Raw genomic sequence first — 18,167 nt, forward strand, 5'->3', positions numbered from 1 at the left:
CTCACGGATGGAAGGAGTATTCCCAAGATCTACCCGCCGCATAAATATATGACCAGATCTTTACTTCAAATCACATAAGCTCTAACAGTGCTCCGGCGGACGGCGATAGGCGCTTGGGGAGATGCCGACTTTGTGGCGGAATACCTGCGAGAAGTGGCTAGGGTTCGAATAACCAACCTCCATCCCGATATCGATGATGCTACGGTCGGTGTGCAACAGCAGGTGACGCGCGCGGCCCATGCGCAGACGGATGAAGTATTGCGACGGCGACAGCCCCATCGCCTGTTTAAACAGCCGACTGAAATGGTATTCGCTCAACTGCGCCGCATCAGCCAAGTCCGCCAGGGAGAAGGCTTCGGCCAAGCGCTGGTTCATACGGTCGATGACACGGCGCAGTTTGTAGGCCTGCAGCGCGTTGTTACGCCTACCCGTGATCTTTGGGGCGCGATAAGTGCGGACAAGATGAACAGCCAGTGCCTGGGCAAGACTGCTGACGAAAAGTGAGCTGGGCTCGCGCCTATCGACCAGCTCCCGCCGCATCTGTTCGAGCAACATCCGCACCAGATCATCTTGTCCGGCGGAGATGTCTAGAAAGCTGATCGGGCTGGCCTGGCTGCCCAGTAAGTGACGGTATGCTTTATCGACCAGCGAATGAGCGAGATACAGATGCATCACTTCGAAAGTGTCGCCTTCTCTGGCCTGCCAGCGCATCTCATACGGTGATGCAGTGCTGGTCAGGTAGAAATCCCCCGCCTGTACCTGCGCCATTTCCCAATTGCCGCCCAAAGAGCGTTCCTCGACGATGGCGGAACCGGACAGCACCATCACCAAGAGCGGCTCGGCTACGGCTGGAACCAGCAGCGGTTCCGTGATGCTGTGATGCGTGAATAGTTGCAGTACCACTTCCTGTAACTCAGCTCGCTGCGGCAGTGCCAGATGCTCGCTCGGCATGCATTCCAACATGGCCTCTGCTGGGATTCGCAGGGTATTCCCAGGAGAAACGATAGGCTCGGGCTTAGTCACGAAGATCTATCCATCAGCGATCCACTCGAGTGAGAGCGTCAATCGACAGCTTAGCGCAAAACTGCGATAGCCGGCGCAAGTCTCCTAAAGCCGCTTCCACCTGCCTGCGCGATAGTCACTCCGTCATCAACGAAAGCTCCCCATGGGGGCTGGCCGGCGAATACCTCGCTTGGCCCCGATTTGGAGAAAAACCATGACTTACAGCATAAACGTTGTCCCGCAGGAAGTTGAAGGCAAGGTCGCGCTGGTAACGGGTGCTGCCAGCGGTATCGGCAAAGCCATTGCTCTGCTGCTGAATGCACGTGGCGCTAAGGTCATCGCTGAGGATATCAACCCCTCTGTCAGAGAACTGGCCTGGCCGGGGCTGATGCCTCTAGTGGCCGACATCACCCAAGACGGTGCCGCTGAGTCGGCAGTGGCTCTGGCGGTGGAGCAGTTCGGCCGACTCGATATTCTGGTGAACAACGCTGGTATCATCATTAACAAGCTGGTGCAGGACATGACGCGGGAAGACTGGGAGCGTATTCAGGCCGTGAACGCGACGGCGGCGTTTCTGCATTGCCGCGAAGCCGTGAAAGCGATGAAGCCGAACAAGTCCGGCGCGATCGTCAATATCGCCTCTTATGCCTCTTACTTTGCCTTCCCGACCATTGCGGCATACACCGCATCGAAGGGCGCTCTAGCCCAGTTGACCCGCACGCTGGCGCTTGAAGTCATTGAGCACGGTATCCGTGTGAACGCCGTCGGGGTGGGCGATGTCGTTACCAATATCCTCAACGATGTCATGGAAGACGGCCCTGGCTTTCTGGCCCAACACGGTGAGGGCGCACCCATTGGTCGTGCGGCACAACCGGAAGAGATCGCTGAAGTAGTCGCCTTCCTGGCGTCAGAGCGCGCGAGCTTCATGGTCGGCTCTGTCGTCATGACCGACGGCGGCATGACCGTCATGGCAGGCTGAGGGAGGCGTCCCACCTCGTAGCCACTTGAGCCAACACATCATGGCGCAGTGGCGAGCAACCCACCCTGGATCAGCGAGGCAAACGTCTTTGCCGCGTCTGCCTCGCTGCAGTGGCCGCGCACCCTCGCCGCCGTGAGTGCATCTCCCGCGCCAATCAGGCCAACGCAGCGTCGTTCGAGTTCGGCATAGGCCAGTTCGCAGTATGGCTAACACCACGGCGAACAGTTGGGCGTAGCCCTGCTGCGATTTCCTTCGATACGTCGGTAATAAAAGGCAGACGCCCGTTTCAGAGCTTGCCGTCCACGATCAATTCGCGGGTGCGTTTGAGCGTCGATAGCAAGGCGGCCTTGTAGCCCTTGTCGCTGTCGAACTGGGCCTGTTCGGCCTGTTCCTCAGTGCCGCCCGGCTCTTTACCGCGCAGGCCGAGGTAGCAGTAAAAGCGAAGCTGGAGCGCCCCCGCCTCGTCCTCGAACAGTTCGTTGATGATCGCGCCTTCGCGGGGGCCCGTGGCCTGGAAGAAAGTGACCTTGCCTTCCGGCTCCAGGGTGATGATCTCGCGCAGATTAGTGCCGGCGATGGTGGCTTCTCGCACGAAGTGCGTCGCGCTTTCCTCTACGACGTCGCAACGGGTGCATAGGCCTTCGGGCAAGAATAGGCGGGCGTCGCGGGCCTTGAGCACCAGGCCTTGCCAGGCCTGCGTGCGGGTCAGAGTGGTTTCCCCTGGCGGGTTCACCGGGACAGTAGCGGTCGAGTAGATCATGGTGAGTTTCCTTATGTTGATTGGGAGTGCGCTGCCGTCAGACTGAGGCCGCGACCTGGGTGGCGAATTCGCGATAAGAGTGAAGGGGGCGACCCAGAAGTGCAGTCAGCCGGTCAACGTCACCGGTATCGGGGAGCATCCCCTCGGTGATGAAACGCTCACTCATCAGGCGCATGTCGTAAGCCATCCAACTCGGCATGTGCTGCAATAGGTTCTGTTCGAACGCGGCGGTATCCTCACCCGGATAGGCGATGGGGCGACCAAGTACATCAGTCCAAATAGCGGCAATTTCCTGACCGGTTAGTGTGTCGGGGCCAACGAGATTGATTCGCTCGACCGGTAGCGGTACGGCTGACTGTTCGCGGCGCAGGAGCTCAAGGGCGGCGACCTCGCCGATGTCACGCGTGTCGACCATCGCAAGGCCCTTACTGCCGATCGGCATTGGGTAAATGCCGTACCCGGTGATTACCTCCTTGATGGTCAGATCGTTCTCGATGAAATAAGCGGGTCGCAGGATGGTGGCGTTAAAGCCCATCTGCTCGATCATGCGCTCCACACCATACTTGCCGGCAAAGTGCGGCACATTGACGTACAGATCGCAGTGGATGACCGAGAGGTAGACAATTCGCTCAATGCCGGCCTCACGGGCGAGATTAAGCGCGATCAGCGCCTGGGTGTACTCGTCGGGCACCACCGCGTTGAGCAAAAAGAGCGTCGAGACGCCGGAGAAGGCATTGCGTAGCGAGTCCACGTCGAGCAGATCACCCTGGACGACGCCAACACTCGCCGGAAAGTTGGCTTTCGAGGTATCGCGGACGAGCACGTGGACATCGGCATCGCGCTTGATGAGTTGTTCGACAACGTGGCGACCGACAGTGCCGGTTGCGCCGGTAACGAGAATGGTCATGATGATTTCCTTGGGTTGCGGGTTGTTGACTGATACTGGTTTGGGCGTGAAGACGTCACGCGGCGTTGAAATGGTCGACGATGTTGTTCAAGCAGACCTTCATGTATCCCTTCCACTGGGTGCCCACGAAAAGCCTGAGCGGAATCGCCGCCAGACCGTTTCTTGCGTGAAACGTATAGGCCCACTTAGCCTGCGTTCCGCCTTCTACGGCCACGAACCACCACTGGCCGCATGCATGCGACATCAGGTGCTTCAACGAAAAGCTCGGGTCGCTGACGCGGTAGGCGAAAAAAGCTGGGCGGTCGTAATGCGTGAGGCTCTCGCGCACGGTACTACCATCGAGAAGGTGCACGGTGCGTGTCGAGCCGGGCCGGTTCCACGGACCAGAGACATCTGACGTTGACGCCACAGCTGGCACGAGCCCGTAACCCGTGAGTATCTTTGGCAGTACGTCCTGTGCAGCAACGAAGTCGAAAACGTCTTTGATTTCGCCAGGAATAAAGCACTCTAGCGTGACGGCGATTCCCGGCCGTGCGGCGCGATGGGCAGCAGGGTCACCACTATTCCCATCCGAATGGTTATCGCGCGACTCGTCGGCCAGGGAAGTCAGGATTAGTGTCTTAGTGCTTTTCATAAGAACTCCTTTGGTTCGGGTTGCGTATGACCGAACAATAGGTGGTTTCATATTCAAAACAAAGACGCTAAATTAGAGACAGTTCGTATCAAATTTGAGACATCATGGATCTAAACGCTCTGAATGATTTCCAACTGGTGGCCGTCCACGGCGGTTTTGGACGTGCAAGCCGGGCCAGCGGCAGATCCAAGGCAACCCTGTCGCGCCGGGTGGCTGAGCTGGAAGAAAGCCTAGGCGTTCGACTCTTCGAACGAAGTGACCGCAGCCTCGAGCTGACCGAAGCTGGCCAACTGCTGCTCGCACGAATTGAGGGGCCAATGCGTGAGGTGGCTGAAGCAGTAGCGGCGGCGCGAGATGGCCTTGATACCCCGAGAGGAAGGCTGCGCGTAGCGGCACCGTTGTTGTTTTCGCAGGTGGCGCTCGGGCGACTGGCTGCCGCCTTCCAGGCGATCCATCCCGACGTGCAGATAGAAGCGGTGGCCGAAGACCGGCTTGCCGATCTCGTCGAAGAGCATTTCGATGTCGCCATCCGCATCAATCCGCACAAGGACAGCATGCTGGTGGGCAGGTGTTTTGCCCGAGACAGACTTGTCTTAGTGGCAGCTCCCTCGGTTCAGCTACCAAAGCAGAGCGGGGATGAGCCGCTCCGCATTCCGGCGATCGTCATGCCGACGTATCGAGAAGGTGAGGTCTGGGCTGTCCAGGATGGCCAACTAACCGTCGAACCACAGCCTGTCTTACGGCTGTCCTCGCTCCTGACGGTTCGAGATGCCGCTGTGGCGGGTGCAGGAGCGGCCATGCTGCCGCAATCCATCATCGGAGGCCTGTTGGAAAGAGGTGAGCTGGTGTCGTGGGGCGCCGCCGGCAATGAAGTTGAGCTTTGGGTTCTGCATACGTCCCGACGTTTGCAGAGCCCCAAAGTCCGGGCCTTTGTGGAGTTCATCTGCCACTATTACCCCAATGGATCATTTGTCGTTCAGGAATAGTCTCTGGGCGCGGTGGGCCAGTCACTGCATGAGTCGCTGGGTTGAGATCATCAATGCCTGTCGCCAGCGTCTCCTTCCTATCATGATGACCACTCTCGCTATGAGGGCCGGCATGACAATGATTGCGCTCGGCTAGGGCATTGATCCAAGCTTTCGCGCGCCGATGGCCTTTGCCGTGAACAGCGGGCTGATGACACCGTGTCTGCTGAGTCTGCTCGTCATTCCGATGGTGTACAGCGGGGTTGCAAAAGGGAGCGCAGTAAACCATTAGGCGCTTGGGGCGATGCCGACTTTGTGTCGGAATACCTGCGAGAAGTGGCTAGGATTCGAATAACCAACCTCCATTCCGATATCAATGATGCTACGGTCGGTGTGCAACAGCAGATGACGCGCGCGATCCATGCGCAGACGGATGAAGTATTGCGATGGCGACAGCCCCGTCGCCTGCTTAAACAGCCGACTGAAATGGTATTCGCTCAACTGTGCCGTATCAGCCAAGTCCGACAGGGAGAAGGCTTCGGCCAGGCGCTGGTTCATAGAGTCGATGACGCGACGTAGTTTGTAAGCTTGCAGCGCGTTGTTAAGTCTGCACGTGACCTTTGGATCGCGGTAAGTCCGGATAAGATGAACGGCCAATGCCTGGGCAAGACTGCTGACGAAAAATGAACTGGGCTCGCACCGTGCGACCAGTTCCCGCCACATCTGCTCGAGCAGCATCCGGACCAAGTCATCTTGTTCGCCGGAAATGCCGAGAAAACTGATCGGGCCGACCTGGCTGCCCAGCAGATGGCGGGATGCGTGGTCGATCAGCGAATGGGTGAGATACAGATGCATCACTTCGAAAGTGTTGCCTTCTCTGGCCTGCCAGCGCATCTCATACGGTAATGCAGTGCTGGTCAGAAAGAAGTCCCCCGCCTGCACCTGCGCCAACGAAGGGCGCGTCCATTGGCCGCGCGGCACAACCGGAAGAGATTGCCGAAGTGGCCGCCTTCCTGGCGTCGGAGCGCGCGAGCTTCATGGTCGGCTCTGTCGTCATGGCCGACGGAGGCATGACCGTCACTGCAGGCTGAGTGAGGGTATGCCGTAATTGGCGAGCTGATGACTTCCTCCGAAGCGCCTGCTCGTCATCCCTGTGGTATAAAGCTACGGTTATAAGGATGCACATCGCATCAACGCCTAACCGGACAGTGAGACACACTGCAAACCTGTGCGGTTGCGGCAGCCATGTGGGTGGCGGCGTTTTCCAACGGCGAAGCCGGCATGCATAATAAGAGCCCGCGTTGCGGGTTCTTATACGTCTGATTTAAGTGTATTTCGCTATCCTACGCACTGTTACGCCAGCGCTATGGCGTCAGCGCCAACCGGGAAGCGCAGCTGGTCTGATGTGTCGTTGGCTGCTTGCCAGATACCTTCGGCCACGTCAGCTGGCTTGGTCACCTCTGATACTTTGTCGAAGCCGGAGAAAACGCGGTGAGCGAATGATTCGTAAGCCGCAGGGATCAATCCTTGCATACGCTGCTGGCCGTTGGCTGCAAAGCTGGTCGAAGGGCCGTACCCGGGAACCACCAGCTTGGCTCGCACGCCGAAGGCGTTGAGTTCGTGTTCCAGGGAAGCAGTGAACCCTTCGATGGCCGTCTTGCTGGCCGTATAGGTTGCAACAAGCGGGAACGGGGCCAGAGTCGTGCTCGAGGTAACGTTTACGATGGTGCCTGCCCGACGAGCACGGAATTGTGGGATGACAGCTTGGCACATGGCCATGACACCAAAGGTATTGGTTTCGAATATCTCTCGAACCGTAGACATGGGGGTGGCTTCGAACGCACCCAACAAGCCGATTCCCGCATTGTTAACCAACACGTCGATGGGGCCGGCGGCCTTCAGAGCAAGCGTGATGCTCTCTGGCTGGGTAACGTCCAGCGCCAGAACGTGGAGATTTTCAGCGTCGGGGAGCAGCTTTGCCCGCGGCGTGCGCATTGTGGCGATGACCTTCCAGTCTTGTGCGAGGAAGTAGCGAGCGGTTTCTAGCCCGTAGCCGGAGGAGCAGCCAGTGATCAGTACTGTTTTCATTTTGTATCTCCAAAGGGTTGAGTTGACTCGGAGAGAACATTAGATGGGTATAGCTGGATTTACGATGGCAAAAAATCCGTATTTATTTAGCGAGAGTCCATATGAGCGACCCACTTTCCGAAGTAGTTAGGCTCCTGACTCCTCGCGCAGCCTTTGCCAATATCATCAGCGGCAAAGGAAGCTGGGCTGTGCACTATTCCGAATACGGAAAACCCAGTTTTTGCATCGTGCTGGAAGGAAAAGCCCTGCTGAGCGTCGACGGGAACGAGGCAATCACCATCAGCGCTGGCGACTTCGTACTGTTACCGACGACGCCAGCCTTTACGATATCCAGCTTCACGCCAGCGACACCGGTTCATATGAACCCCCATCGAGTTGCAGGTAGCACTGCCGAACTGCGCTACGGTGAACAGCAAGGCCACCCTGACATGCGCTCATTAGGCGGGGCGTTTTTATTTGACTGCGCTAACCCAGAACTGCTGGTTTCCCTGCTGCCGAAAGTCGTGCACGTTCCGGGTTCGATGCGACTGTCACAGCTGGTGCAGATGGTGGCTGAGGAATCCTCCGACCAGAAGCCGGGCAGCGAGTTCATGCTCTCCCGGTTGGTTGAGTTGCTGCTCGTTGAAGCGATGCGCTCGGCATCGGCCGGAAGCGCTCCGCCGGGGCTATTACGAGGTCTGGGCGATGAGCGGCTGGCACGCTCCCTTAAGCAGATGCATGAACAAATCGAGCGTTCCTGGACCGTTGCTCAGCTTGCAAGAATTGCCGCCCTTTCTCGTTCTGCGTTCTTTGAGCGCTTCACGCGCATGGTAGGAATGGCGCCGATGGAGTATCTGCTTGCGTGGCGCATGGAGATCGCGAAGGAACTGCTGCAGAACAGCGACCTGACGGTTTCCGAGGTTGCCGAACGCGTTGGGTACGGTTCCAGTAGCACATTCAGCGTCGCTTTCAGTAGGCACGTTGGGCAGCCACCGAGCCAGTTCGCGCGAACGACATTGGCGACTCCCCGGAACATCACTCACAGAGGTGGGGCAGTAGGCTCGACGGGCACGTCTACCGCGCTCCGCTGATTGTGAATGCTGTCATGAGGCCTCTTTTTCGCTCTGGGATAAGGGGTGCTCACATTCTGCTGAGTATCTTCACCGCTTCATCGAAGTGACCGAGTTGTTATGCAGGCAACTAGCGAAACAACCAGACGCGATCTGTTGAAGCTGGTGGTTCTAGCTGGGATTGCCGTGGCATTGCACCAGACGGACAAAGCACTGGATGAGCATGAGGGAGATATTGAATACCTCCGAGATTGCGGTATTTACCGGTTCAGTCCTGTTAAGTCCTCGCTGAGGGCCCGCAGTGTGCGGCGCGCCGATGCATCATATACTTGTGATGTCGCGCGGCGACAACCGTCGAAATATCGGCCGGTTGTCGCCGCGCGATCCCTTCCGGTTGTAAGGGCGATCACAGCGGCCGCCCCCACATCAACAGATGTGCTCGGCGTGATGCCGGCCTGCCGCACCATAGTCGTATCCATGTGAGTGCCGGGGTGGAGGGAATTGGCGATGATCTTTCTTGCGTCCAGCCTCTCTGCCAGGTCGATCGTGTACATGATCTGTGCGACCTTGCTTTGCCCATAAGCGCGATAACCCTGGTAACCGTGCTTGAGCATCACATCGTCGAAGTCGATAGCGCTCTGAGCTGCTGAAGCGACGGTCACAATGCGCGAAGGATTCTCGCCACCGCCCGCTTTGAGCAAGGGCAACAAGCGTTCCGTCAGTAGGAAGGTCGCGAGGTAGTTGATTGCGAATGTCGTTCATAGCCATCCGCGCTTTCTCGGCGCGATCCATCGGGCTTCGAGATTCCGGCATTATTGACAGAGCGTCAAGATGGGAGCATTCCACATGAACCGCATCAGCGAGTCTATGCACGTCGCCAAGATAGGCGAAGTCCGCCTCAAAGAACCGGACGGTTCCTCCAGCCTGTTCGACGACCCGACGGCCAAGTCCATCGGTTGAGCCGGTCACGAGGATTGTCTTGTGTGCGCTCATGGTGTTTCCTTCTGTGCTTCAGATTATTGTCAGAAACATCTTCTCGTATAGGGGGTGGTATTTGCATAGGAACTTCTTTAATTATGGGCGTGGTGCTATACGCCGCATTTGAAGCGGACGCCGACCAAGCCCTGTCAACCTGGCCGACAAACACCTAGCTATCCATTGGTGAAGCTATCCGCCGCTGCTTTCATTGGGCAGTGAGCACGATCTTGCACTGGATTTGGCCTTGCCTTCAGTTCTCCCGCTGCTCGCTATCCACAACGGCCGCCCGCTCAGTGAGAGGACGCCGCCGCAGGGATGACTGGGCGATCGCCGGCGGGACATAGGCCGCTCCTTCCAGCGGCGCCACATCAACGCCCGGCGGGACGATCTCGTCGATCCGGTCGAGGATTTCATTGCTTAACTGCACCTCCGCGCCAGCGAGCAGATCGTCGAGTTGCTTGGGCGTGCGGGGGCCGATGAGGGCGGATGTAATCGCCGGATGCGTCACGACGAAGGCCAGTGCCATGTGGGTCAACGACAGGCCCGCATTTTCGGCCAGCGGGATGAGCCGCTCGACAGCGTCGAGGCTGGCTTCGTCGGACATTGCCTTGGGGAAATATTTCGCGCGCAGCGAGTCCGGTTGCTCTCCGCCCTTGCGGTATTTGCCTGTGAGCATACCCTTAGCCAGCGGGCTCCACGCCATCGCTCCCATGCCATAACGCTGACAGGTGGGCAGCACCTCCCGCTCGATCGAACGGTTGAGAATAGAGTAGGGCGGTTGTTCTGTGCGGAAACGGGCCAGCCCGCGTCGCTCGGCGACCCATTGCGCCTCGACGATGGCGGAAGCAGGAACGGTCGAGGCACCGATGGCGCGCACCTTGCCCTCGCGCATCAGGTCGGTGAGAACCGACAGGGTTTCCTCGATGTCGGTATCCGCCGCCAGCCGATGAATCTGATAAAGGTCGATGTGGTCGGTCTGCAAGCGGCGCAGCGAGTCTTCGACCGCGCGGGTCAGCCAACGCCGCGACCCACCCCGGCGGTTAGGGTCGTCCCCCATTGGGAGAGAAGCCTTGGTGGCAAGGACGACATCGTCCCGCCGCCCCTTCAGTGCCTTGCCAACGATCTCTTCAGATTCGCCCTGGCTGTAGGCATCGGCGGTATCAATGAAGTTGATGCCGAAATCCAGTGCCTTGTGGATCATGCCGACGCATTCATTGTGATCAGCATTGGCGATTCTCCCAAACATCATCGTGCCCAGGCAGTAGGGGCTGACCTGGATGCCGGTACGGCCAAGTTGACGATATTGCATGGTGCTCTCCTCGTATGATGGCAACGGTGTAGGTGAATTATGTTCACAACAGTCGCGGGAGAGATCCCCGCTGCAGAGCGCCTCTGGCATCTGCCATAAATCGAGTATGGCAAGCCGAAAAAGGATGCACTACAATAAATCGTCCGTATTTAGTTTGCAGGTGTCCTGTTTTGCTCGATCCGCTTGACCAGGTAGTCACGCTCCTCCAACCCGCTACCCCGTTTTCGAAACGGGGTAGCGGTGCCGGTCGTTGGAGAGTTCTCCGCACAGAGGTCGGGCGCCCTTTCTATTGCGCCATTCTTGAGGGAGCATGCCGTCTCAAAGCCGATGGGTACGACGAGATCATCCTCGAAGAGGGGGATTTCGTGCTCCTCCCCTCCGCGTATAACTTTTCAATGTCGAGCTACTCGCCCACGACCCCCGAAGACATCGTTCATACCTCCATCGTGTTACCCGATGGCGAACACAGGGTCGGCAACCCAAACGACTCTCCCGATGTCCGCTTTCTGGTGGGTTACTGTGTCTTTCGCTCCCCGGATGCGGCTCTGCTCTCGTCGCTGCTCCCCAAGCTTGTACACGTTCGGGGAGTGGATCGGCTGGCCACTCTCATGCAACTCGTCGGCGATGAAGCGCGTGCGCAACGGCCGGCGCGGGATGTGGTTCTGGAACGTCTGCTGGAAGTCCTGCTCATCGAGGCCCTTCGCTCTGACGGAAAGACGAACACCTCGCCCGGGCTACTGCGTGGCCTGACCGACGAGCGGATTGCGATCGCAATCCGCCGGATACATGAGAGTCCCGAGCAGCCCTGGACGGTTGCACAGCTTGCAAACGAAGCGACTCTCTCCCGCTCCGCGTTTTACGAGCGGTTTGGTCGCGCGGTGGGCATGGCGCCAATGGAGTACCTGCTCGCCTGGCGGATGGCCTTGGCCAAGGATTTGCTGCGCAGAGAAAAAGCCAGTATCGCTGACGTCGCCGAACGGGTTGGCTACAGCTCCGCCAGCACCTTTAGTGTCGCCTTCGGCCGTCATGTCGGGCTTCCGCCTGCCCGTTATGCTCGGGGGGCTTCGTTTGACAGGGTGTTACAGACCGAAGCCGATAGCTCACCGGAGACCGGATCCATTGCTTGAGCCTAAACTCTCAAGCAATCGCGGGCGGTCGAACTTAAGGGAGATCGCACCTTGCGTTGATAGACTTCTACGATCTCGGCGAGCACGGACACGGCAAGCGATGAAGCGTCGCGCATGGAAGGTATCAATCCGACGGGCCCGCGGATGCGGTGAGTCTCTCTCTCGGTAAAACCGATTGACTGAAGCCTCTCACAGCGCCGCGCATGGGTAGCTTTGCTGCCAATGGCGCCGATATAGAAGGCGGCGCCTTTAAGCGCCTGGGCGAGGAGGGCTTCCTCCCAGTCCACGTCATGGAAGGCGAGCAGAAACGCCGTCCATGGATCATCGTCCAGCTTGGGAAGCGCCGAAGGAACTGTCAGTGTCGTAACGCGTTCGATTCCTAACCGTTGGGCATCCAGGGCGTCGGCAGCGTCGCGTAGTTGCAGCTCGGTGTGGGTGCCGCTTGCCGTCGCCAGCCTGGCAAGCGCCAGACTGTCTGCGCCGCGCCCGGCGATGCGCAGTCGGAGTTTAGGCGCATACCGGAAGTGAAGGGCGCTGGCCATCAGTGGGTGCTCGAATCCGAGATCGCCGGATGCCGTGAGACTGAGTATTGCTTTCTGGCGCGAGGCGAGCTGATCATGGCAGGCACGCAGAACACTGGTCTGGGCGTTGGGCAGTACGCAAACGTCAATGGCCCCACCGCAGGGTAGCGGCAAATCGATGAACGGTGAGCCCTTGCCGTACCTCAGGCGCTTGATCCGCCCCGTGCTAAGCGCTTGCCGCGCATGATGGGCCACATCCGCGTCGATGCACCCGCCTGAAATGTAGCCGCAACGATCACCAGAGGCAGACACGGCCATCAGGGCGCCCGGCATGCGCACGGCACCACCTTCCGTCGCGGTTACGATAACGAGAGCGGTCTTGCTTTCTCTGCGCCAGTCGAGCCACTGTCCAAGGACATCCTGTGCGTGTTCCAGATACATGTTAGGCCTCGTCAATCTGTGGTCGGCTGCGTTAACCCTGAACATGATCGGCCAACGGCAGGTGGCGGATTCGTTGCTGCGTAGCGGCAAATAGCGCGTTGGCCAGCGCCGGGGCGAGCGGGGGAATGCCCGGCTCACCCACGCCGCCTAGCGGCGAGCCGATATCGACGATGCTCACCGCTACCTCTGGCGCTTCCCCGATGCGCAGTAAGGGATAGTCGTGAAAGTTCGACTGCTCGGCGTGGCCGTCACGGATCGTCACCTTCTGCCCCATGGCGGCTCCGAGTGCATCGATGACGGCGCCCTGCAGTTGCGCTTCCACCTGGCCCGGATTAATCGCGCGTCCGCAGTCGATAGCGGCATGGACACGTTCCACCTGAATACCTTCATCGTCAGCCCGAGCCTCGACTACCTGGGCAACATAGGAGCCGTAGCTTTCTACCACGGCCAAGCCGCGCGAGATTCCCTCTGCCGCAGGCTCTTGCCAATGCGACATCTCGGCGACCCGGTCGAGGACGGCCAGCATCCTCGCCTGATCGGTGCAGTGGCTTCTGCGAAACTCCAGCGGATCGCGGCCCGCTGCCGCCGCGCATTCGTCCATAAAGCTTTCAAAGAAGAAGCCGTTGAAGGAGTGAGCGATCGAACGCCAGGGGCAAAGCGGGATCGGCAGGTCGACCACGGCGTGATCCACGACAAAGTTGGGGATGGCGTAGCGCATGTCCGACAGGCCGCCGAGCGAGAAGGGGTCGAAGTTGGCGAGATTGCCCGTCGACTGCGCCCGCTGCTCCGGATCGATGCCGTATTCGCGGCCCATTTGCGGCCCGGCGACGCGAATGCGCATGCCGGTGATCTGGCCGGCCTCGTTCAGAACCGCCCGGAAGCGACACATCATCGTCTGGCGATACTGGCCCTGCTGAACGTCATCCTCGCGCGCCCATAGCACTTTGACCGGCCGACCATCGACGGCACGGCTGGCAAGCGCTGCCTGAAGGGCTATCTCGCCGTGGGTCTTGCGCCCGAAGCCTCCCCCCAAATAGGTGGTATTGATAAAAAACCGGTCAGCCGGTATCTGCATCGCATTCTCGAGCGTCATACGTACGACGTCCTGGCCCTGCGTGCCGATCCATAGTTCTGTTCGCTCCTCGGTGGACTCGGCCGTGCAGTTGATCGGTTCCATGCTGGCATGAGTCAGAAGCGGCACCGAGTATTCGGCCTCGACGACCTGGCCGTCGTCCGACAGGGTTGCCTCGGCCTCGCCAAGCAGCGTGGTGACGGGGACATCGGTTCGATCCAGTCCCTCGCGCAGCATTGCATTTATCTCATCGGTGGAAAGCGTGTCCGCCGGTGTTCGTGTGAAGGTGATCTCCAGGGCGTTGGCGGCTTGCTTGGCCTGCCACCAAGAGTCGGCAACCACTACTACGCCGCGCGGCACGCGAACCACGGCGACAACGCCCGGTATCCCGGAGACGCTGCTCTCATCGAATGTCTCGACGTCGGCGGAAAAGACCGGGGCGAGTCGGACGGCGCCATACAGCATGCCTTCGCGCTCGACGTCTATCCCATATACGGCTTTGCCTGTCACCTTTGCTGGGGTATCGAGTCGCGCTACCTTGCGCCCGGTCAGCGTGCGTTCGCTATCGGGCCGCAGGGTCGGTTCCTCGGGCATCGGCAGCGCCATGGCGTCTTCCACCAGGTCACCGAAGGGAATCCTTCGGCCGCTGTCGGCGTGAACAATGAAGCCGTTCTCGGCGTGCAAGGCCGCCGCTGCTACGTCCAGCCGCTCCGCCGCCGCCTGGGTCAGCATTTCCCGTGCCTGGGCGGCCGCGCGGCGCAGCGGGTCGTGCCAGAAACGGATGCCGAACGAGCCCACAGAGCGCATCTGGCCGATGAACGGAATCCGGTAGTCGTCGGAGAGCTGATTCGGCATGCCGACAGTAATGCGCGACCAATCGGCGCCCAGCTCCTCGGCGAGAATCTGGGCCTGGCCCGTGTGGGTGCCCTGGCCCATTTCGCTCGTGGGTAGCAGGAAGGTCACCTGGCCGCTCGTGTCGATGCGGATATAAGCGTGCGAAAGGAGTGGATCCTCTTCCTCTCGTGCCCAGGCTGTGGGTAGACGAAGGGGAATGATGAGCGCGGCGCCCGCCACTAAGGTGCCGCCTAGAAAGGCGCGACGGCTAAAGGATACATGATGTGTTTTCATTGTTGACCTGTCCTTTCCATGAGGGTGACACGGTGCCGGTTAGCTTTCGGCAACACGGTGTATGGCCGCCCGGATGCGCACATAGGTGCCGCAGCGGCAAAGGTTGCCGCTCATTGCGTCATCGATCTGCGCATCGGTAGGGCGCGGATTGCGCGCCAGAAGCGCAGCGGCGCTCATGATCTGACCCGACTGGCAGTAACCGCATTGCGGGACGTCCAGCTCCACCCAGGCCTGCTGGACGGGGTGCGTGCCGTCTTCGGACAACCCTTCGATCGTGGTGATGGATCTGCCTTCGGCGCCAGATAACGGGAAAACACAGGCACGCACCGGCTCGCCATCCACATGCAGCATGCACGCACCGCATTGCGCGATGCCGCAACCGAACTTGGTGCCGGTGAGTTTCAGTTGCTCCCGGATCACCCAGAGAAGCGGGGTACCCGGCTCGGCGGTAACGTCTACCGCGCGTCCGTTGATCGTAAATGCTGTCATGGGTGTTTCTCCTTGGCCTCATTTCGGGTCGTAACATGGCAGGGTTGTTGGCTCTTCTCGATTGCCGTAGAGGCAGCAGTTGGCTTCGGCCAAGGCTGCGTTATCTTTTTTAACAACTTGATGGAGACAAGGCTTGCCAGCACCTACGCAAACCTTGCCTTTTCCTGCAGGGGGCAACGAAGGCCTTTGACATCATGCTAAGTTCAACCTGAATACGGGAGGGGGAAACAGATAGGTTCGCTCTATTTGGTCGATTCTGAAGTCATACGAGAGTTTCAGCTTTACGGCGGAGGTTAGGGCAATGCACGAGGCCACACATGTAGTCGTCGTTGACGATAATAATGATATACGGGATTTGGTGCGGGAGTATCTTGAGCAGCAGGGTTACAAAATCAGCGTTGCTGAAGGTGGGGCGGCTCTGCGACGAATCCTAGAGCGGCAGAGTGTGGATCTCATCATTCTCGATGTCATGATGCCTGGTGAGGACGGTATTACGCTATGCCGAGAGATTCGGGCGTCTGGAGATATTCCTATCATATTTCTGACTGCCATGGCCGAAGATACCGACCGCATCGTCGGTCTCGAACTCGGCGCGGACGATTACCTGATTAAACCATTCAATCCGCGTGAGCTTCTTGCTCGAATTAGAGCCGTCCTCCGTCGTGCTACCAGTTCTACGCCGGTGGGTACAATTCTCAATCGTAGGACAGTGCGCATCGGACATTGGAAACTCGATTTAGGGCGCCAGGAGATCTTCGGTGACGATGGTGTTGGCATTCCTCTCAGTACAGCGGAATTTCGTCTTCTCAAGGTTTTCATTGAGCGACCTGGGTTAATACTCAGCCGAGAGCAGCTTCTTGATCTGACGGTTGGGAGGACAGCCGACATCTTTGACCGCAGCATTGATAACCAAGTGAGCCGCCTACGGAAGAAGATTGAGGAGAACCCCAAGAATCCGTCGATCATCAAAACCCACTGGGGGGGCGGCTACAGCCTATGTACTGAGGTTATTTTCGAATGATCCGTCTTTGGCGAAAGAGCCTGGCTATACAATTCATCGGGCTGACGCTCGTTGCATTGATCCTCTCACAGGCAATTACCTTCCTCATATCCTCGGATGAGTACACCAAAAAGTTCGATGCAGGGGTAAAAGCTGAATTTATCAGCCGAGCGTCATCAGTGACCCGCTTGGTGGAATCGCTATCGCCGCCACTGAGAGAGCAGGCTCTGCGCGCAAGTGAAGGCAGTTATTTAAGATACTGGTTGACCGACAGCGATCCTGCGGATCCTAATGCCTGGAGATTAGCGGCCCTTTCCCAGCTTTCCCGGCCTTTGGATAGCGCCGTCGATCCAAACGGAACATTAGGATGGGCTGGGTCTCCCCATCCGAAATTACCGAACGTCGACGAAGTGGCCACTGCAAACGCCGATGACCCATGGTGGACGCCAACGCCCTATTTGTGGATGCTGTCACAGCCAACCAAGGTGCTCCAGTTTTCAGGCAGTCTGGGGTATGGGTACAAGACGCAACTCGACGACGGTCGCTGGTTGAACGCTGCCTTTTACCAGCACGATAAGGGAAGCTTGTGGACATCAGAACCACTGATGTCGATTGGGTTTACCGCCCTCATGCTTGCGTTGATCGGCGCCTTCATCGCGAGCCGCATCGCGCGACCACTGCGAAACCTGGCAACATCCGCTGAAGCGCTGGGTCGAGGACAAAACCTGCCGCCATTGTTGGAAGATGGGCCAGAAGAGATCAGGCGAACAGCTCAATCCTTCAATAAGATGCAAAGCCGTCTACATCGTTTCGTAGAGGATCGGACGAAGATGCTGGCAGCGATTGGCCATGATTTACGGACGCCGCTAACCTCGCTTCGGCTGAGAGCCGAATTCGTCAACGATGAAGATATCCAGCGTAAGATGATAGCGACAATTGACGAGCTACAGTCGATGACGGAAGCCGCGATTTCGTTCGCACGTGGAGAGTCGATTCAAGAGGAAACACGTACCATTGATCTGGAAGCGCTTGTGGGGAGTATTTGTGACGACCAGGCTGATCTGGGACATCCAGTCACTCATGTCGAGAGCGTTAAGATGAAGTACCGTTGCCGACCAGATAGCCTTCGCCGCGCGTTAAGAAATCTGGTCGAGAACGCGGTGCGTTATGGGGGAGAGGCAAAAGTGTCTCTTCGGGAGACTCCTTCTTCGGTTGATATCGTCGTTGAAGACCGTGGGCCAGGGATTCCGGACGACATGAAAGAGAAGGTTTTCGCACCCTTTGTCCGGCTTGAAACGTCGCGAAACAGACAGACCGGGGGCATCGGTCTCGGCCTCTCGATAGTGCGCGCAGTTGCACGGCAGCACGGGGGAGATATCTCTTTTTTCAACGGCGAAGCCGGTATGCAAGCGATCATCTCGCTTCCGAGAGAAGGCAGTGTAGACGCAGCGCCGGTGCGAAAAGAGCGTATCTGGCGACTCACAAAAACGTCACGAGCCGTGCAAAATGCTCACTTACCGGAATAGCTCGGCTCTGTTCTGACCACTCCAATAACCCCTGCCCGATGTTGCAAGGCAACCTCATCACATTGTTTATTATGATTTAGCGTTAGTGGCACAGTTTGCTACAAAATAACCAAAACTACGGCATATTATGGACACAACCATCACCTATCATCCTCGTTGTCGCCGTAGAGCTTAGTTCGCCCGGCACCGTAA

General features: G+C 58.5%; 18 protein-coding genes. 7 read left to right on the top strand and 11 right to left on the bottom strand.

Annotated features, from left to right (window positions below; all coding sequences use genetic code 11):
- Positions 1-81: 81 nt before the first annotated feature.
- Positions 82-963 carry a helix-turn-helix domain-containing protein gene (locus tag KF947_RS15975; RefSeq protein WP_227404444.1) on the bottom strand — a complete coding sequence of 294 codons (882 nt, stop codon included), beginning with the start codon at positions 961-963 and terminating at the stop codon, positions 82-84.
- 253 nt (positions 964-1,216) lie between these two features.
- Here KF947_RS15975 and KF947_RS15980 point away from each other — a divergent pair, with 253 nt between their 5' ends.
- Positions 1,217-1,981: an SDR family NAD(P)-dependent oxidoreductase gene (locus KF947_RS15980; RefSeq protein WP_227404445.1), complete on the top strand. Its 765-nt coding sequence runs from the start codon at positions 1,217-1,219 to the stop codon at positions 1,979-1,981.
- A 286-nt stretch (positions 1,982-2,267) separates the two neighbouring features.
- Here KF947_RS15980 and KF947_RS15985 read toward each other — a convergent pair whose 3' ends face one another.
- The 3 genes from KF947_RS15985 to KF947_RS15995 are packed head-to-tail and all read right to left on the bottom strand — an operon-like array spanning position 2,268 to position 4,282.
- Positions 2,268-2,741 (bottom strand): SRPBCC family protein, encoded by a 474-nt coding sequence (locus tag KF947_RS15985; protein ID WP_227404446.1) that lies wholly within the window; start codon positions 2,739-2,741, stop codon positions 2,268-2,270.
- 37 nt (positions 2,742-2,778) lie between these two features.
- A complete protein-coding gene (locus tag KF947_RS15990; RefSeq protein WP_227404447.1) occupies positions 2,779-3,648 on the bottom strand; it encodes an SDR family oxidoreductase in 870 nt (289 codons plus the stop codon).
- Between the two features lie 55 nt (positions 3,649-3,703).
- The gene (locus tag KF947_RS15995; RefSeq protein ID WP_227404448.1) at positions 3,704-4,282 is read right to left on the bottom strand and encodes an SRPBCC family protein; all 579 of its coding nucleotides are present in this window, start codon (positions 4,280-4,282) and stop codon (positions 3,704-3,706) included.
- 104 nt (positions 4,283-4,386) lie between these two features.
- On the opposite strand from KF947_RS15995, the gene KF947_RS16000 reads away from it, so the two are divergent.
- Positions 4,387-5,268, top strand: coding sequence for a LysR family transcriptional regulator (locus KF947_RS16000; protein WP_227404449.1), 882 nt, complete (start codon positions 4,387-4,389; stop codon positions 5,266-5,268).
- A gap of 267 nt (positions 5,269-5,535) precedes the next feature.
- Here KF947_RS16000 and KF947_RS16005 read toward each other — a convergent pair whose 3' ends face one another.
- On the bottom strand, positions 5,536-6,189 hold the full coding sequence (locus tag KF947_RS16005) for an AraC family transcriptional regulator (protein ID WP_227406308.1): 654 nt from the start codon (positions 6,187-6,189) through the stop codon (positions 5,536-5,538).
- On the opposite strand from KF947_RS16005, the gene KF947_RS16010 reads away from it, so the two are divergent.
- Positions 6,153-6,338, top strand: coding sequence for an SDR family oxidoreductase (locus tag KF947_RS16010; RefSeq protein ID WP_275951290.1), 186 nt, complete (start codon positions 6,153-6,155; stop codon positions 6,336-6,338). The genes KF947_RS16005 and KF947_RS16010 overlap by 37 nt on opposite strands.
- 262 nt (positions 6,339-6,600) lie before the next feature.
- On the opposite strand, the gene KF947_RS16015 is transcribed toward KF947_RS16010, so the two are convergent.
- Entirely contained in the window at positions 6,601-7,335 is a 735-nt protein-coding gene (locus tag KF947_RS16015; protein WP_227404450.1) for an SDR family oxidoreductase, read from the bottom strand.
- A 101-nt stretch (positions 7,336-7,436) separates the two neighbouring features.
- Between KF947_RS16015 and KF947_RS16020 the strand changes: the two genes are divergently transcribed.
- A complete protein-coding gene (locus KF947_RS16020) occupies positions 7,437-8,405 on the top strand; it encodes an AraC family transcriptional regulator (RefSeq protein WP_227404451.1) in 969 nt (322 codons plus the stop codon).
- Between the two features lie 239 nt (positions 8,406-8,644).
- Here the strand turns inward: KF947_RS16020 and KF947_RS16025 are convergent, their stop codons facing one another.
- Positions 8,645-9,130, bottom strand: a complete 486-nt coding sequence (locus KF947_RS16025) for an SDR family NAD(P)-dependent oxidoreductase (protein WP_227406309.1) — start codon at positions 9,128-9,130, stop codon at positions 8,645-8,647.
- Positions 9,131-9,612: 482 nt separating this feature from the next.
- Positions 9,613-10,671 (bottom strand): aldo/keto reductase, encoded by a 1,059-nt coding sequence (locus KF947_RS16030; protein ID WP_227404452.1) that lies wholly within the window; start codon positions 10,669-10,671, stop codon positions 9,613-9,615.
- Positions 10,672-10,841: 170 nt separating this feature from the next.
- Here KF947_RS16030 and KF947_RS16035 point away from each other — a divergent pair, with 170 nt between their 5' ends.
- On the top strand, positions 10,842-11,798 hold the full coding sequence (locus KF947_RS16035; RefSeq protein WP_227404453.1) for an AraC family transcriptional regulator: 957 nt from the start codon (positions 10,842-10,844) through the stop codon (positions 11,796-11,798).
- 2 nt (positions 11,799-11,800) lie between these two features.
- Here the strand turns inward: KF947_RS16035 and KF947_RS16040 are convergent, their stop codons facing one another.
- The 3 genes from KF947_RS16040 to KF947_RS16050 are packed head-to-tail and all read right to left on the bottom strand — an operon-like array spanning position 11,801 to position 15,449.
- Entirely contained in the window at positions 11,801-12,805 is a 1,005-nt protein-coding gene (locus tag KF947_RS16040) for an XdhC family protein (RefSeq protein WP_319796380.1), read from the bottom strand.
- Positions 12,792-14,960, bottom strand: coding sequence for a xanthine dehydrogenase family protein molybdopterin-binding subunit (locus KF947_RS16045; protein ID WP_133733057.1), 2,169 nt, complete (start codon positions 14,958-14,960; stop codon positions 12,792-12,794). Before KF947_RS16045 ends, KF947_RS16040 begins: the two co-directional genes overlap by 14 nt.
- Positions 14,961-14,999: 39 nt before the next feature.
- Positions 15,000-15,449, bottom strand: coding sequence for a (2Fe-2S)-binding protein (locus tag KF947_RS16050; protein WP_133733058.1), 450 nt, complete (start codon positions 15,447-15,449; stop codon positions 15,000-15,002).
- A 301-nt stretch (positions 15,450-15,750) separates the two neighbouring features.
- Here KF947_RS16050 and KF947_RS16055 point away from each other — a divergent pair, with 301 nt between their 5' ends.
- Both KF947_RS16055 and KF947_RS16060 read left to right on the top strand, forming a co-directional pair.
- Complete coding sequence (locus tag KF947_RS16055; protein ID WP_227404455.1) at positions 15,751-16,470, top strand: response regulator; 720 nt, start codon at positions 15,751-15,753, stop codon at positions 16,468-16,470.
- Entirely contained in the window at positions 16,467-17,975 is a 1,509-nt protein-coding gene (locus KF947_RS16060) for an ATP-binding protein (RefSeq protein ID WP_227404456.1), read from the top strand. Before KF947_RS16055 ends, KF947_RS16060 begins: the two co-directional genes overlap by 4 nt.
- The last annotated feature ends 192 nt before the right edge of the window (positions 17,976-18,167 follow it).

Origin of the sequence: Halomonas sp. FeN2, from assembly GCF_020595105.1 — a bacterium.
In the GTDB taxonomy this organism is placed as follows: domain Bacteria; phylum Pseudomonadota; class Gammaproteobacteria; order Pseudomonadales; family Halomonadaceae; genus Vreelandella; species Vreelandella neptunia.